This is a genomic window from Bradyrhizobium ingae, from assembly GCF_055791185.1.
On sequence record NZ_JBVUBB010000055.1, the window covers coordinates 1 to 14687 of the forward strand.

Here is a 14687-nt window from a genome sequence, read left to right on the forward strand (position 1 = left end):
CCTAAAAGGGGGCGAAAATAAACGTCCTGCTACGCGCTTTGCGGCAGATCAGCCGCCCAGCGAGGCGGAATCAGGTGGGGGAGTTTGAGGTGACCACACCCGGGGGAATTTGACCGACCGTCGGGGCCTCGGCCGCCTGAGCAACGCCGTTGGCGGTTGCCTCCTGGCCATAGGTGAGCACGGCGAGCGGATCGCGCACGTTGACACGGGCGCCAGCAAGGCCGCGCTTCTGCGTGCCGGGTTGCGGCTGATAATCAAGGCTCGGATGGGCGTCGTCGATTGCTAGCAGGTCGGCAACGCGCTCGTCCACGAACCGCGTATGGACGCGGCCGGCGCGAAAGTCCGGGTGCTTCAAGACCGATCTCAGAAATGCGATGTTGGTCGGCGCGCCCGCGATACGGAACTCCGACAGCGCGCGATAGCCACGCTCGCCAACCTCGGCGAAATCGTCGGACCGCGCATGCACGACGACCCTGGCGAGTAGCGAGTCGAAACGCGGGTTAGTGCGATACCCACCATAGCCGCAAGCGTCGACGCGGATCCCGGAGCCGCTCGGCAGCTTGGAGACACTGAACGTTCCCCGCACGACGCGCGTGTCCGTCTTCCGACTTCGTTTCCAGTTGACGCGCATCTGGATCGCAATGCCGCGCGGCAAGGATTGACGCTTGATCAAGCCCGATATCGCGAAGCCGTGCGCCACGCGCGATCTCGATCTGCGCGCGCACCAGATCGACGCCCGTGATCTCTTCGGAAACCGCGTGCTCGACTTGCAATCGCGGATTCGCTTCGATGAAGTTTGGCGGCGCCCGAACTGTCGGACACGTCCACCAGGAATTCGAAGGTACCGAGGTTGCGGTATTTCGTGGCCGAAGCCATGCTGAGCCGCGGCCGAACATCGGCATCAAGGGCCGCCGCCGGCGCGATTTCGATCAGCTTCTGCCGCTGCCGCTGCACGCTGCATTCTCGTCTCCCAGATGTGACTGACCGCGCCAGTGCCGTCGCCGACAATTTGCACCTCGACTTGCCGCACCTTCGGAAACAGCTCCTCCACATAGACATCGGCATTGCCGAACGCCTGCAGCGCCTCCGCTCGCCGGAGTTCATAGGCTTGTTCGAGCTTTTCGCGGCTATGCACCGTCCGCATACCGCGGTGTCCGCCACCAGCCACCGCCGTAATCATCAGGCCGCCGAGCGCGTCGAGCATCGCACGCGCTTCGGCTAACGTCGTCGCCTGCGACGTCCTGCGCATCATAGGCACGCCGCATTTCACCGCCATCGCACGGGCAAACCCCTTATCGCCAAAGACGGTCAGCGTCTCGGGCGATGGCCCAACGAACGTAATACCCGCATGAGCGCAGGCGGCGGCGAAGTCGGCATTCTCACTCAGGAAGCCATAGCCGGGATGAATGGCGTCGCAGCCCACCTCTTTCGCAGCGGTAATGATCTGCGTGGCATCGAGCTAGGCCTTCGGCCCTATCCTCTTCAGGGCGCGCACATCGTCGCATCGCCTCGTGTGCGGCGACGTAACATCGTCTTCGGAAAAGATGCCGACGGAACGTATTTCAGTCGGCAGCCACACGGGCAATCCGGATGGTAATCTCGCCGCGGTTAGCGATCAGAAGGCTCTTCATGCTGCGTACTCGATTTCTCACAGCATTCTGCAGGGTGGTGTTTATCGCCGACTACAGGGCGTCCATTGGCAACAACGCGCGACGAAATCGTTCTCACGCTGCAGCCCCTTGGTCAAATCCGCCTAAAGACCGGCTATTGCTTAAAGCTGACCTCCTGGAACTGACGCCACAATCCGGGCCACGGCCACGGCCGGAATACAATGTCGTCCCTCCAGGCCAGCGTGATGATGGGGCGATAAGTAGTCACGCCGCCGAGCACGTTTTCATGCTTGTAGCGTGCGATCTGCTTAATGAGCGCCACCCGCCGCTCCGGGTTCATTGTATTCTTCAATTCCTCAACCATCGCGTCGGCTTTGGGATCCGTGGTATGCGAGCAGACACCGAATCCCGTGCCCGGGATGAAGCTATGTAGCATGCCGGACCACGGCTCAGCCGGATCACCCGGCAGGCCATGAGCCCACATGAACGGCAAGATGCCGTCCATCTTGGCGTTACGGCCCTGATAGCCAAGATTTGCCCAAGCCAAATATTCAAGCCCCTGTACCTTGCAGCGAATGCCGACTGCGCCGAGATAGGCGAATATCGCCTCGCCCATTTCCTTCACGTTCGGTTCGCGCGGCGTGATCAGGTTGTAGCAAGGCGTCTCGAAGCCATTCGGATAGCCGGCCTCGGCAAGCAACCGCTTCGCCTTTTTTGCATCGTAGGAATACGCCTGCAGATTGGGATCGTAGCCAGTCTCGCCCTTCCCGACCTCCACATAGCGCTCGCCCTGACCGAACAGTACGTTTTTGATGATCGCGTCAACATCGACCGCATGCGCAACCGCCTGACGCACCTCCAGCTTGCTGAAGGGTGACTCCGGCTTGTCGGCCGGGAAATCGATGTAGAGGTTGTTCCTCGAAACGGCCGTGAAGGTCTCCACACCCGACATCTTCTTGATCTCGTTGACCGCCGACAGCGGCACCGCATCGATCCAGTCAACGGCGCCCGATTTGAAGGCCGCAAGGCGCGTAACGTCGTCCGGAATGATCTTCAGGACCAGGTTTTTGACCTTCGGTCGCGCATCCTTGTTCCAGTAATCGTCGAAGGCTTCAAGCCTCAGATCTTCCTTGATCGAGCGCAACACAAATTTCCAAGGGCCGGTACCGACCGGCGCCTTGGCAAATCCTTCCTCACCCACCTTCTCGAAATACTTCTTGGGAATCGCCCAGAGCTGCAGCGAATTGGGGATGTAGTTACCGTCCGGCGCCTTGAAATGCAGCTTGAAGTGATGGTCGTCAACGATCTCGAACTTTTCGACGTTGGTCTGTGTGTAGGAAAAGCGCGAGATCTTGGGGTCTTTCAGCCGCTGATAGGAGAATTCAAAGTCGGCAGATGTCAGCGGATCACCATTGTGGAACTTCACGCCGTTACGGATATGCACGTCAATGATCGGCTTGTCGGGCGTCCCCTCGATTGACCAAGATTCGGCCAGCCAGTTGATCGGCTTCAGGTCCGGATCGAAGCGGACCAACTGCTCGAACATCTGTCCGATGAAGTACTGATCGGCGCCGCCGATGGCCTTTGTAGGATCGAGTACCTCCCCTTCGGCCGCGAGAGCCGCGACGAGCGTGTCCTTGGTTTGTGCCGAGACCGCTGGATTGAGGGCGAGTAAACCAAACGCAGCGGCAAAAATACGCGATACGACCATGGTTTTCCTTCTCCGACTATCTGATAGTCGTAAAAGGCTATTCCAGTATAAAAACGCCAAAAAGCCAAACGGAGATGGAGAAATTATACAAAAATGGGGACACTCTTGCACTTTAAGCGCTGAGTTCACCGTGAGCTCGATTGCGGCGGCGGGCACCATAGCGCAGTCAATCCACAGCACGTGCGACACGCTGTCCATTCTGGCGACCAACATCAGGTATTTGCCGATCGGCGACGACTTTTATCAATATCCACGTGCCAGATCCACGACATTGGTCAACGCCTGCCCCTTCAGGAAGCGCTCGATGTTATCTGCGAAGATGGCAAATACTCGCTCCGTATAATTTGTAGCACTTCCTGAAATGTGAGGCGTTGCAATCACATTCGGCATGTCCCACAATGGACTTTCCTGAGGCAGCGGCTCCCGTTGGAATACGTCCAGCAACGCTCCAGCGATCATGCGCGCCTCCAGCGCCTCGATCAGTTCGGCTTCCACGATAACCTGGCCGCGGGCGATGTTGATCACGAAGGCATCGCGGCGCATTCGCGCGATCTCAGCCGCACCGATTAGACCTACGGTCGCTGCCGTCGCCGGCACGGCCAACACCACGAAATCGCAAAGCGGCAGCATTTCCTTAAGAGCCTCAGAGGTGAACAGCCGGTCGACACCATCGACCGGTCCTGAGACTTCCCGCTTCGAGCCCAAAACAGTCATCCCCGCGCCCTTCGCGCGGCGGGCGATCGCTGCGCCGATCGAGCCAAGTCCCACGACGCCGAGGGTTTTTTCGGCCAACGGCGCCACAAAGTGCGGGCTCCATATCCGCTCCGCCTGGTCACGCAGGAGCTTACGGAAATCCCAATGCAGCAGGGTTACGCCAGCCATTACGAAGTCCGCGATGATATTGCCATGAATCCCGCGCGCATTTGTCACGGTGATGTGCCCAATCCTTTCGCGAATCGGCATGATTGAGTCGACACCGGCGCTGGTGCACTGAATCCAGCGCATTTTTTTCGCATGCTCAAATAGTTCAACGGGGAAGGAAGAAGCAAGAAGGACGTCCGCCTCCATTATGCAGCGCGCGAGCTGCTCAGGCCTTGGCGCGACGATCGTGCGAACCTGAGGAAAGCGCCGCGCTATAAGCCGCGCATAGGATTCAGCGTCAGAGTGGTTGAGGACGATGGTAAGGACTGGCTTTTCGGCGGGCAATTGTCATCTCCAAAAACTAAAAGATTAGCCTGAATCAGAAGCTGTTCGAAATTGGCGTGAGAGGTGACTTGCCCAACCATGCAGCAAACCGATACGTCACTGCCGGGCTCGCGAGAGCCGCATTCGCAACATTACAACAAGCTACCTCCACGATCTTTTCCTTGGTATCCGCGTCGATTGCTCGGTCTATTTGCTGGTCCGCGCTTCAGCGACCACCAACGAGCGCGTCCCCACAACGAAAACATGGGCTTGAGCTTCGCGCAGACCTCCCGGGCAAACCGACCAGATGCAGGCATCTTGTGCCGAACAGCTCGAGAGATCAACGAAGTCCGCGCCGTCGATTCGATAATGTCAAAGAGGTGCGCGGACGACTTCGTTGGCGCTTACCAAGCAAATTATCCCCGGCTGGTTGGGCGAACAGGCGCAGGCCACTTTGGCGTTCAACCAGCAGATCGAGATCAAATCGACAGCATGGTTGCCGCCTCACTCACTGGTACTCAATCTTTCGAAACTGATAGCCATGACGGTCGAGTTCGGTAAGTTCAACCAGAAAGCGCGCACCGCAAGCCTGCAATCATCCTACGGCCGCCCGATCGGCACCAACAGTTTCAAACCTAGGATCGCCTCGACGGGCATCTTCGCGATCGAACAAGCGCGAGAGCGGCAGCGAGCGAGAAGCCATCTTCTTGGTTTCGCTGGCCAACGCAATGCGCTGGCGCGACCGCGGCGAGCGCTCAACGTGTTGAAGCGCTGCCGCCGAGATCTCAAACTCGCATCGATCAATCTAGTACATTCTGGCCGCAGACTGACGCGGAGAGGAGCCGCGGCTCGTGGGAAGATCATAACAGCCGCAACGTGGATTGAAACACCGATGTCGCCCATCACATCTTGGGTACTCGGCAAGGTCGCTGTTTTCCTTCCACCCCACAATGCGCGGTTACGTCGCGTATTCCGGCTCTTTACGGTCGAGTACCCGCTTCAGGGCATCGAAGTGCCGCTCGGCGGGACTCGGAGTTTCTTGCACGATCGCAGCTGCGCTGCGCGTGGTTTCGCGGAGCACCTGTTGTGGAAGGTACTTCAGCGGCTGGTGGGTCCACATAGCGTAGAGTTGTACCTGTGCGGCACGCTCGGTGTAGTAAAGTTTCCCGTAAGCATCAGCGATTGTTTCACCCACGGTCGTGATGCCATGATTGGCCATGAACAGCACTTTCTTTTCTCCAAGCACTTTGGCGAGCCGCACCCCCTCGGCTGGATCGAGCGCAGGCCCGGGGAATGAATCATCATATGCGATTACCCCCGACAGAAATGCTTCGCCCTGACCAATGTCCTTAATGCGGGGGTCCTCAAGGCGGGTAAGGGCACTGGCGAACGGCATATGGGTGTGAAAGATCGCCCTCGCTTGTGGCGCGACCTTATGGATAGGCGCATGGATGCAATAGCAGGAGCGCTCGACCACACCTTCTCCACGCTTCACCTCGCCGTCGTCTATGCCTACTTCCATGAATGAGGAAGCAGTTACTTCCGACCAATGCATCCCGAATGGGATCTGATAGTAACGGTCATTGCGGCCGGGCACCACGTAAGTCAGATGATTGTAAATCCCTTCTGAGAAGCCTTGGAGGAAGGCCATTCGGTGCGCAGCCGCTAGATCGACCCGCGCCTGCCACTCCTCGGCGCTGATGCTCTCTCGCACCGATTTCGGCGGAACCTTGAAATCCATGCGCTTCCTCCTGTTGTGCCGGGCCCTAAGGCGACCAAATCAACCGTCCGACCTAATCTAATCGGCACTACGGGCGAAAGGATTCGAGATTCCATATCCAGCGCAGTTAAACTGCGAATAACTTCAACTCCTGCAGGATTTTCGTTGGCGCAGCTGGAGGAACGGACGATCGTCGGAGCTGATCGCGATTGTGTAGCCGATTGTCCGTTGAGACGCAGCGGGCGGAGTGGCCCGTGGGAACTAGGGTTTTTCAGGGACAGTTGGGTTGGACTTTCGGAGCACGTTCTTCACATCCGTGCAATTAACGGCAGAGTGATTGGTCGCCTGCGTCGACAGTAAAACGAAGCATTGCCTTCTCACTCTAGCTTGCCTGCTCGCCATCGAGGCTGCGGCGCCGTTCGTCACTGCGCGCGGAGGTTCGGCAGCTTGGACCGATATAAGATTGGTTCTGCTGGCCTATGTTAGGCCTTACGTGCGGAGAGGAACCAAGAATGACGTCGATCGGCGAAGCGGTCGCCCGTCCCAATGGCACTTTTTCCAAACGTCGAGACCACGGTCTTCTTTTACTTCCTCGCGGCGGAACCTTACTGGTCCGCCAGCGGAAGCCGACAGTCATCGCCATTTCCGCTCATTTGGCTGAGTTTTCGATCATTGTCGGACAAGAAGGCCAAACGGCGGACGGCCTTGGGGAATTGATAATGAGAGGTGAACGCTCCTGGCCAATGCGCGCACGGCACTGGTCAACTTAGCTGAAGGAGTTGGACCAGCAGGATGATGCCATCGACCAGCGGAGATCACGATAGTGATGACGAGCTGCTCGCGCGCTTGCGTCTAGCGCGACGACGTGGTGCTGACGTCGCTCTTGAGAGCGATCGGTCAGTGGGACATATGACGGTCGTGCCGGTCGAGACCGTAGTGCTGTCGGCGATCGTTCCCCATGCGTTGCAACCGGTTCCGGCGGCTGAATGTTCCGGAGTGGGGGCGCATGTTGGCTAGCGGCAGGCGGCTTGAGCTCGCACCACACCGCCGGCGTTCATGCCGCCGTCGATGACGAGCTCGGTGCCGGTCACATAGCGCGACGCATCTGAGGCCAGATAGAGCACGCCATGCGCGATCTCGGTTGCCTGCCCGGCACGACCAAGCGGCGCCGCAACTCTTGCACGCTGTTCCGGATCGATCGGCACGTTCTCGCCGGCGCCGGCAGCGCCGGATGGGGTCTTATCCCAGATTGGCGTGTTGATGATGCCTGGATGTACGGAGTTGACGCGGATGCCGTCACTAAGCTGCGCGCACTCCAACGCGATCGCCTTGGCAAACAGCCGGACGCCGCCCTTGGTCGCGCAGTAGCCCGCGAGACTTGCCGAACCACGAAGGCCGACGATCGACGACATCATTATGACCGAGCCGCCACCATACTTGCGCATTAGCGGCAAAGAGTGCTTCACCGAGAGGAACACGCCGTCGAGATTGATCGCGGTCTGCCGGCGCCATTGCTGCAGCGGCATGTCGACGATTGAAGGCACGCCGATGCCGATCCCCGCATTGGACACCAACACATCGAGCCGACCATGGCGCTTGCCGATCTCGGCTACGACTTCGATCCAGCGCTCCTCGTTGGTGACGTCCTGCACCAGGAAGCTCACGTCGCGATCAGCCCTTTTCAGGCGCGCGGCAAGCTTGGACCCGTTCAACTCGTCGATATCGGTCGCGACGACCGTCGCGCCCTCCTGCGCCAGCAATTCTACAATTGCAGCCCCGATGCCTGATGCGCCGCCTGTTACCAGAGCGACCTTGCCTTGAACCTGTCCTGACATATTCACTCCTCACGTTGGATACTCTTTGCGCCGGCGTCGGCAGCCGACGCCGACATCACCGCCGTCTGAAGTCGTTGTTTGGCAGGTTACTGTTTTGATAGGTTTCTTGCTCGCTCTGCGGCAAAAGCGCCGGCGCGCCGCCCAGAAGTGAAAGCCCAGCCAAGATGATGACCATGTCCTGCGAGTATTAGGCCACCTTGGCCCACCGAGCCTACCGCGTACAATCCAGGAATTATCTGTCCTTGAGCATCTAGAACTTCGTGTTTGGTCGAGACGGCGAGACCGCCTTCGGTTATATCAACCCAGGCTGAAACAGGTCCAATTGCATGAAACGGACCTCGTTCAAGCGGTCTTCGTATTTCGCCAGACTGGGTTTTTACCTCCTCGTTGTAGGTGCTGAGCGTTTCACTCAATTTATCGCCTGGAACTCCGATCCTCGACGCTAGTTCACCAACGGTCTTGCCTTTTGCGTAAAGCTTCTTTTGCTTTTGGTAATCGCCGATGTAGGCGTAGGCGACCCCTGGAGCGGTTGATACGTAGTTTGGCCAAGCAATGAATTTCTGGGAAATTGTTTCGTCAAATACGATATAGGCCTCTTGTCCAGTCTGCTTCGCAACGTCTAATGCTGGGCGATCCACTTCGTTGGTAAAACGACGTCCGTGTCGATTGATCAAGATCGCGCCGGACTTAAGAAGATTGGGCGATGGCGCGAGTGTCGAAGTTAGAAAGGACAAGACAAACGGTCGGAAGAGCCTCACCGGCAGTCTTGCGAGTGCCACTTCCATAACTCTGGTCAATAGGGGCCAAGCTGGAAGGCGCTGCACCAAACTACTACCTGCTCCAGGTCGCACGCGGAGGCTCGGTCCCCACAGTATATCCCCGTTGAGAATTGGCGCTCCTACGGACTCCCCAATTCTTTGCCCATCTCCAGTGCTTGCTGGATTAAAGGCGTCAATATGCGCAACCGAGGGAAGGAAACGTTCTTTGAATGCCTTGCTGGCGCTGAAATCACCCGTAGCGAAAATCACCCCACCTCGACACTTAACATGGCGCTCCCCTCCTTCTATTGAAACGACGACACCTGTCGCAGCACCGTCTTGCTTCAAGACGTCCGTGACACGCGCACTCGTTACACACTCAACCCCAGCCTTGAAGCAAGCGCGCGAGAGCACGTAAGGATAAGCTCGTGAATTTGGAATTACGTTATGCATCCTCGGTTTCGAGTGGGGCGGCTCCGGCATCGGCCCGAAGAATCGCAACCCCAAGTCCATAAGCCACTCCAACGTGTCCGGGACATTGTCAACTAGGATACGACGCAGCTCTTTGTTTTCACGATGATCATCGGGACCAAGAATCAAGCCCATGTCTACAAAGTGAAAATCGGTCGTATCGACAACTCCTCGAGCCTTCTGAAGCTTCGTGCCCGCGGCAGTAATTGAGCCGATAGACATACCAGTGGAGCCTCCGACAGCGCCATTCTTTTCCAGCAGAAGCGTTTTAGCACCAAGGGATGCAGCTGATAGTGCGGCTGCTAGCCCAGAGCCGCCACCGCCAACGACAATTACATCGTATACGTCTGAGACCGTGTTCACCGTTGTGTAATCCCCCATATCGACGCCAAGTCAAAGACGACCGCAGATTCAACCGCAAATCCGATCATCCGATTATTGAGATGAAAACGATGTAGTGAATCCCTGAAGTGCATCGAATTCTCCGATGTCGGGGCCTTTGGGCTGCGTCAAGTGACGTAGAATTGCAACTACGCTGCTTTAGCGATCTAGTTTAGTTAGAAAAGCGATCTGTTTTCCTGCGACCCGGCTCGCTGCATGCAGACATTCAACGACTTTGACGTTAATGCGCAGCATTCCGAATATGGAAGCAAGTGAAGTGCGCTGGAGGACAAGAGCACGGAGCTGAAGCCACGACTTCAGGAGGCAATAATCGAAGGAGGCATCGAGACCTCGCTTAAAGAATCGTGGTGGTGCGGAAAGCGTGAGGCCTGACTCAGTTGCAGATTTTAGTGAGTGCGGCGCGGCGATCAAAGTGAGAGTGCTCTCTCCCAGATCGTCGCGCTACAAGTGAGCGACGTCGTGTTCGACACTTGCTGCAAGTGGATGGTTATGCGCCTACAAGGCACTAGCCCGCGGTCATGGTAGCCTGGTCGAGCTCACCATTTGTCTCGCTCTTGCCCGACGCAAGTTCGTCGCGATGTTCAGAGTGATCCGGTCGCGATTCGCGCGCGCGGTGATCGAACGCCTTGTAGGCAGTCTATGCTATCGAAACGGAGGTCCGCTGCGCCGTTGGCGAGCAGCCACTGATCGCGCGCCGCACCAGGAACCACGCTCCCTTGATGAAGGCTCTAAGGGAGCGGCTTACGGCAATGGTTGACCGGCAGTCCTCCCAGCCGAAGCTGGCGGAAGTGATCAACTATGCGCCCGATAACTGGATCGGCTGACACTGTTAGGGCCGTATTCATTTCATCAGCAATACGGTCGAGCGTTCTCCGATTGCACTGAGAGACGGAGCTCTTTCTTCAGTGGCAGCGAAGTCAGTGCCCAGAGAGCTGGGCGGTCCTGGTGCCCATACCTGGCACTTGCCGTACATGGCATAGTGCAGTCCATGCTGATTCTGAGCTATGCAGAATAGGCTTGAGATTGGGCCAGCTATTTCCGGGTACTTGCCGCGGGTCGAGCGGCAACTGTCATGACACCAACTGGCGCGATTATAACATCACTCGCCCCACAGCACGCCGAGGTACGTGGCCCGGCGGTGCTCGCCCGCTTCGTCGAATCTTCACGGAGTCGATGATGTTACGCATCGGCCGCGCGCCAAGTCTACAGCATGGCGGCCGGCGTCGAACTCATCGAGCTCGACGCGGCGCCACCGGGCGCGGCAACGGCCGCCGCTTCTGAACTTTATTCGAAGTAAACCCAGAACCGCGTCTCGATGCTCTCGCGCGGCGTAGCGTTCGGGAAAGCTCGCCGATTGTCGAACGACGTATGGGCGCACTTGGCATTGCTAGACTTGCCTGAATCGTAACCCTTAAATATGATAAATTCGTTCTGCTTCATATTCGAGAAGTAATACCACATCTGCGTCGGGCTGTGCCGTAGAACCCAACCCGGCGATACCGATTTTTTGCTGGGGTCATCCCCCCAATCCTCAATTAAATCCGCATCTGCGACAGTTCTTCCATCCGCGATCGCCAAGGGGAGATCCTGAGGTGGCGGAGAGAGGGCGCACCAAGCCTGTATAAGCATCATGCGGGAATAGGCGCGCGGCGAGATTCCATGAGCTTGATCCGCCAACGCGGCGACTGCGGGCGCGTACTTCGACGAAAAGTCGATGTGAGCGAGCGGAGCGGGTGTGTGCTTAGATCCGGTGGCTGCAGAACGCACGGTGGCTGCAGATAGCAAGACGGTCGATTCCCCGAGTTCGCCAGCGCGAACCCAAGGCACGACCCACGAGGCGCCGAGATAAGATTTGATGAAGGCGGCCATCTCCTCAATATATTTTGAGACGAACGCGGGCGACTCACGCTCCTTCAATGCAGCGATTTGATGCTCAACTAGGACAAAGCCCTCGCGATCGAGGGAAAGCTCACCGCTGATCGGACGCGCATCTCGGATATTCACTTGGCGGGGGACACCTGAAGTACCAAAAAGTCTCCAGTGGATGCGTTGCGTGTCGGCGCTATCTTCTTCTGGTGCAAACCCAATCTCCTCAACCACGGGCTCAATTTGATCGCGCGTGACTTTTGCCGCCATTTCCGTCTCCATCCACTAGCTCCGCTTCGTCTTGGTTAGACGACTACTGTTCTGACAAAACTCGCGTCAAGCGACGCGTAGACATTGCGATTACCCTGTTCTAGTGATACTTTTTAACTTGAAGAGCGATCCGCTTTCCTGCAAGCTCGCGAGTTGCATGCAGATATTCAGCGACTTCGACGCCATAGCGCATTATTCTGAATGTATGGACCGGTAAAGAAGGGCATACTCGGGTAATTCGGCCGTTCGGCTTTGCCCCCGCGAGCAGGAGTGGCCGGGACCCTGACGGCACGCTTCTGGCTCTCAACTCCACTCATCACTCGCATGCGGGCGCAGGCGCGGATATGACGCGGAATGAAATCGGAAAGAGCCGGTGCGGAAAGCGCCATGCGCCGGCTCTTCTGGCTATTCCGTCTCAGACAACGCAGCCAGGTCCGGTGCACTTCCCCGTAGAGGCCGTTGACCACTGCATAGTTGTGCCGCCTCTCATATTAGTCAGAGTGCCCGCCCTGCACTGCAGCGAACCGCTCGTGCTCCGTGGTCTCTGCCGCATGTATGAACCGCCATGCCTTCTGGCGCAACGTGTTAGCTTGCGCGTCAGGCGCTTGCCTCACGTCTCATGCTTCACGATGGACCGGCCATCCCGGGTCCGCCCGCAGCAGTGGGCGAGGCCGATGAAGGCGGAAGCCTCTGGCCGCTAGTTGCCGCGACCGCGTGCACGGTGACGACGCCATTGACGGCGCCCAGAGATCGAGGACTTAGTGCAGGAAAATGTTGGCAGCTGACGCCAACCGCCGTGGCGCACCCCCCTGCCCGTCTCTTGCTTCTTTTCGCTCTCAAGAACGCCAGTCCGCAACCACAGCCCGAGGAGCTGCAAGATGCGCGGATTGGCGAACTTGTGCGCCACCATCTGGAACCGCCATCGTGGTCAACCGAGTCAAACAAGCTGCGTATCTGGCCATCGAGTACCCAGTTCACATGCAGGTTCGTCGCCGTATGCATCAAACAGCATCTGGGGATTCCGCTCCAGCCGAAAGCAGTAGAGAACCGAGGAAGTCGGCCTCGTGACGGCACTCAGCACCTCGGCCACTGCGGTTTGGACAATCTTGTCCTCTAGCGCGGGCACACCGAGAGGCCGCTTACCGCCAACGGCTTTGATGAAGCAGACTCGCCGCACTGGCTCTGGCCGGTGGGGATTGGTGTGGACTCGCCCGCAGAGGTCGTGAGGGTTACGGCTTAAATCTGACTTCCTGAAAGGCTCGCCACAACCCGGGAAACGGCCATGGCCGGAACTCGATGTTCTCCCGCCACGCCAGCGTGATGATCGGGCGATAGGTGGTCACGCCGCCGAGTACGTTTTCATGCTTGTAGCGGGCGATCTGCTCAATCAGCTCCACCCGCTTTTCCGGCTTCATGGTCGCCTTCAATTCCTCGATCATCGCATCTACTTTGGGATCGCTGGTATGGGAAAAGGCGCCGAAGCCCTTGCCCGGGACGAAGCTGTGTAGCATGCCGGACCATGGCTCAGCCGGATCACCCGGCAGGCCGTGGCCCCACATCCACGGCGCGACGCCGTCCATCTCGGGCGAGCCACTGCGGCCGCGGCGGCCGATATTGAGCCAAGCCGAATATTCAAGCCCTTGCACCTTGCAGCGAATGCCGACTGCGCCGAGATAGGCAAACACTGCCTCGCCCATTTCCTTCACGTTCGGCTCGCGCGGCGTGATCAGATTGTAACACGGCGTCTCGAAGCCATTCGGATACCCCGCTTCGGCCAGCAGCTGCTTCGCCTTTTTGACGTCGTAGGGATACGCTTGTAGATTGGGATCGTAGCCAGTCTCGCCCTTCCCGACCTCCACATAGCGCTCGCCCTGGCCGAACAGTACGTTATTAATGATCGCGTCGACATCAACGGCGTGGGCAACCGCCTGACGCACCTTCAGCTTGCTAAAGGGTGAATCCGGCTTATCGGCCGGGAAATCGATGTAGAGGTTGTTTGAGGAAATGGCCGAGAAGGTCTCCACACCCGGCATCTTCTTGATCTCGTTGACCGCCGACAGCGGCACCGCATCGATCCAGTCAACGGCGCCCGACTTGAACGCCGCAACGCGTGTAAGGTCTTCCGGAATAATTTTCAGGACCAGGTTCTTGACTTTCGGCCGCGCATCCTTGTTCCAGTAGTCGTCGAACGCTTCAAGTTTCAGCTCTTCCTTGACCGAGCGCGAGACGAATTTCCACGGGCCGGTGCCGACCGGCGCCTTGGCAAAACCTTCCTCGCCCACCTTCTCGAAATACTTCTTCGGAATCGCCCAGAGCTGCAGCCTGTTGGGGATGTAGTTGCCGTCCGGCGCATTGAAATGCAGCTTGAAGTGATGGTCGTCAACGATCTCGAACTTTCCAACGTTCGCCTGGGTGTAGGAATAAGGCGAGATCTTGGGATCCTTCAGCCGCTCATAGGAGAATTCAAAGTCGGCAGCGGTCAGCGGATCACCATTGTGGAACTTCACGCCTTTACGGATATGTACGTCAATGATCGGCTTGTCGGGCGTCCCCTCGATTGACCAGGACTCGGCCAGCCAGTTGACCGGCTTCAAGTCTGGACCGAAGCGGACCAGTTGCTCGAACATCTGACCAATGTAGTAATGATCGCCACCGCCAACCATCTTTGTAGGATCGAGTGTTGATGGTTCGGTCGCGAGGGCCGCAACAACCGTATCCGCGGTTTGTGCCGAGACAGTTGCATTGAGGACGAGTAGGCCAAACGAGGCCGCAAGAACACGCACAATGAACACACTTCTTTGACTCATGCTCGCTCCTCCAATTTGTCATACGATCGTAAAGGCTCCTCAAGATTAAAAA

Annotated in this window: 10 protein-coding genes and 2 pseudogenes; 1 reads left to right on the plus strand and 11 read right to left on the minus strand. The window is 57.8% G+C overall.

Translation table 11 applies throughout. The annotated features are described in order from the left end of the window. Nucleotides 1-70: 70 nt before the first annotated feature. From ACV1FX_RS38930 to ACV1FX_RS38960, 7 genes and pseudogenes are all read right to left on the minus strand, one after another. Nucleotides 71-673: a hypothetical protein gene (locus tag ACV1FX_RS38930; protein WP_473122802.1), complete on the minus strand. Its 603-nt coding sequence runs from the start codon at nucleotides 671-673 to the stop codon at nucleotides 71-73. Between the two features lie 61 nt (nucleotides 674-734). Then, nucleotides 735-896, minus strand: a pseudogene (locus ACV1FX_RS38935) (ATP-binding protein); the annotation flags it as partial. Further along, a pseudogene (locus tag ACV1FX_RS38940) lies at nucleotides 877-924 on the minus strand (hypothetical protein); the annotation flags it as partial. The pseudogenes ACV1FX_RS38940 and ACV1FX_RS38935, both read right to left, overlap by 20 nt. Further along, nucleotides 902-1423, minus strand: a complete 522-nt coding sequence (locus ACV1FX_RS38945; RefSeq protein ID WP_473122803.1) for a biotin carboxylase N-terminal domain-containing protein — start codon at nucleotides 1421-1423, stop codon at nucleotides 902-904. The gene ACV1FX_RS38945 and the pseudogene ACV1FX_RS38940, both read right to left, overlap by 23 nt. A gap of 341 nt (nucleotides 1424-1764) precedes the next feature. Continuing rightward, on the minus strand, nucleotides 1765-3534 hold the full coding sequence (locus ACV1FX_RS38950; protein WP_473122804.1) for an ABC transporter substrate-binding protein: 1770 nt from the start codon (nucleotides 3532-3534) through the stop codon (nucleotides 1765-1767). 30 nt (nucleotides 3535-3564) lie between these two features. After that, nucleotides 3565-4527, minus strand: coding sequence for a D-2-hydroxyacid dehydrogenase (locus tag ACV1FX_RS38955; RefSeq protein WP_473122805.1), 963 nt, complete (start codon nucleotides 4525-4527; stop codon nucleotides 3565-3567). A 937-nt stretch (nucleotides 4528-5464) separates the two neighbouring features. Next, on the minus strand, nucleotides 5465-6247 hold the full coding sequence (locus tag ACV1FX_RS38960; RefSeq protein ID WP_473122806.1) for a class II aldolase/adducin family protein: 783 nt from the start codon (nucleotides 6245-6247) through the stop codon (nucleotides 5465-5467). Nucleotides 6248-6738: 491 nt separating this feature from the next. Here ACV1FX_RS38960 and ACV1FX_RS38965 point away from each other — a divergent pair, with 491 nt between their 5' ends. After that, on the plus strand, nucleotides 6739-6996 hold the full coding sequence (locus tag ACV1FX_RS38965; protein WP_473122807.1) for a hypothetical protein: 258 nt from the start codon (nucleotides 6739-6741) through the stop codon (nucleotides 6994-6996). Nucleotides 6997-7239: 243 nt separating this feature from the next. On the opposite strand, the gene ACV1FX_RS38970 is transcribed toward ACV1FX_RS38965, so the two are convergent. The 4 genes from ACV1FX_RS38970 to ACV1FX_RS38985 form a co-directional block, all read right to left on the minus strand. Next, nucleotides 7240-8061, minus strand: coding sequence for an SDR family oxidoreductase (locus tag ACV1FX_RS38970; RefSeq protein WP_473122808.1), 822 nt, complete (start codon nucleotides 8059-8061; stop codon nucleotides 7240-7242). 86 nt (nucleotides 8062-8147) lie between these two features. Continuing rightward, nucleotides 8148-9653, minus strand: coding sequence for an FAD-dependent oxidoreductase (locus ACV1FX_RS38975; protein WP_473122809.1), 1506 nt, complete (start codon nucleotides 9651-9653; stop codon nucleotides 8148-8150). 1323 nt (nucleotides 9654-10976) lie between these two features. Next, the gene (locus ACV1FX_RS38980; RefSeq protein WP_473122810.1) at nucleotides 10977-11828 is read right to left on the minus strand and encodes a CmcJ/NvfI family oxidoreductase; all 852 of its coding nucleotides are present in this window, start codon (nucleotides 11826-11828) and stop codon (nucleotides 10977-10979) included. Between the two features lie 1229 nt (nucleotides 11829-13057). Continuing rightward, nucleotides 13058-14620 carry an ABC transporter substrate-binding protein gene (locus ACV1FX_RS38985; protein ID WP_473122811.1) on the minus strand — a complete coding sequence of 521 codons (1563 nt, stop codon included), beginning with the start codon at nucleotides 14618-14620 and terminating at the stop codon, nucleotides 13058-13060. Nucleotides 14621-14687 lie beyond the last annotated feature (67 nt).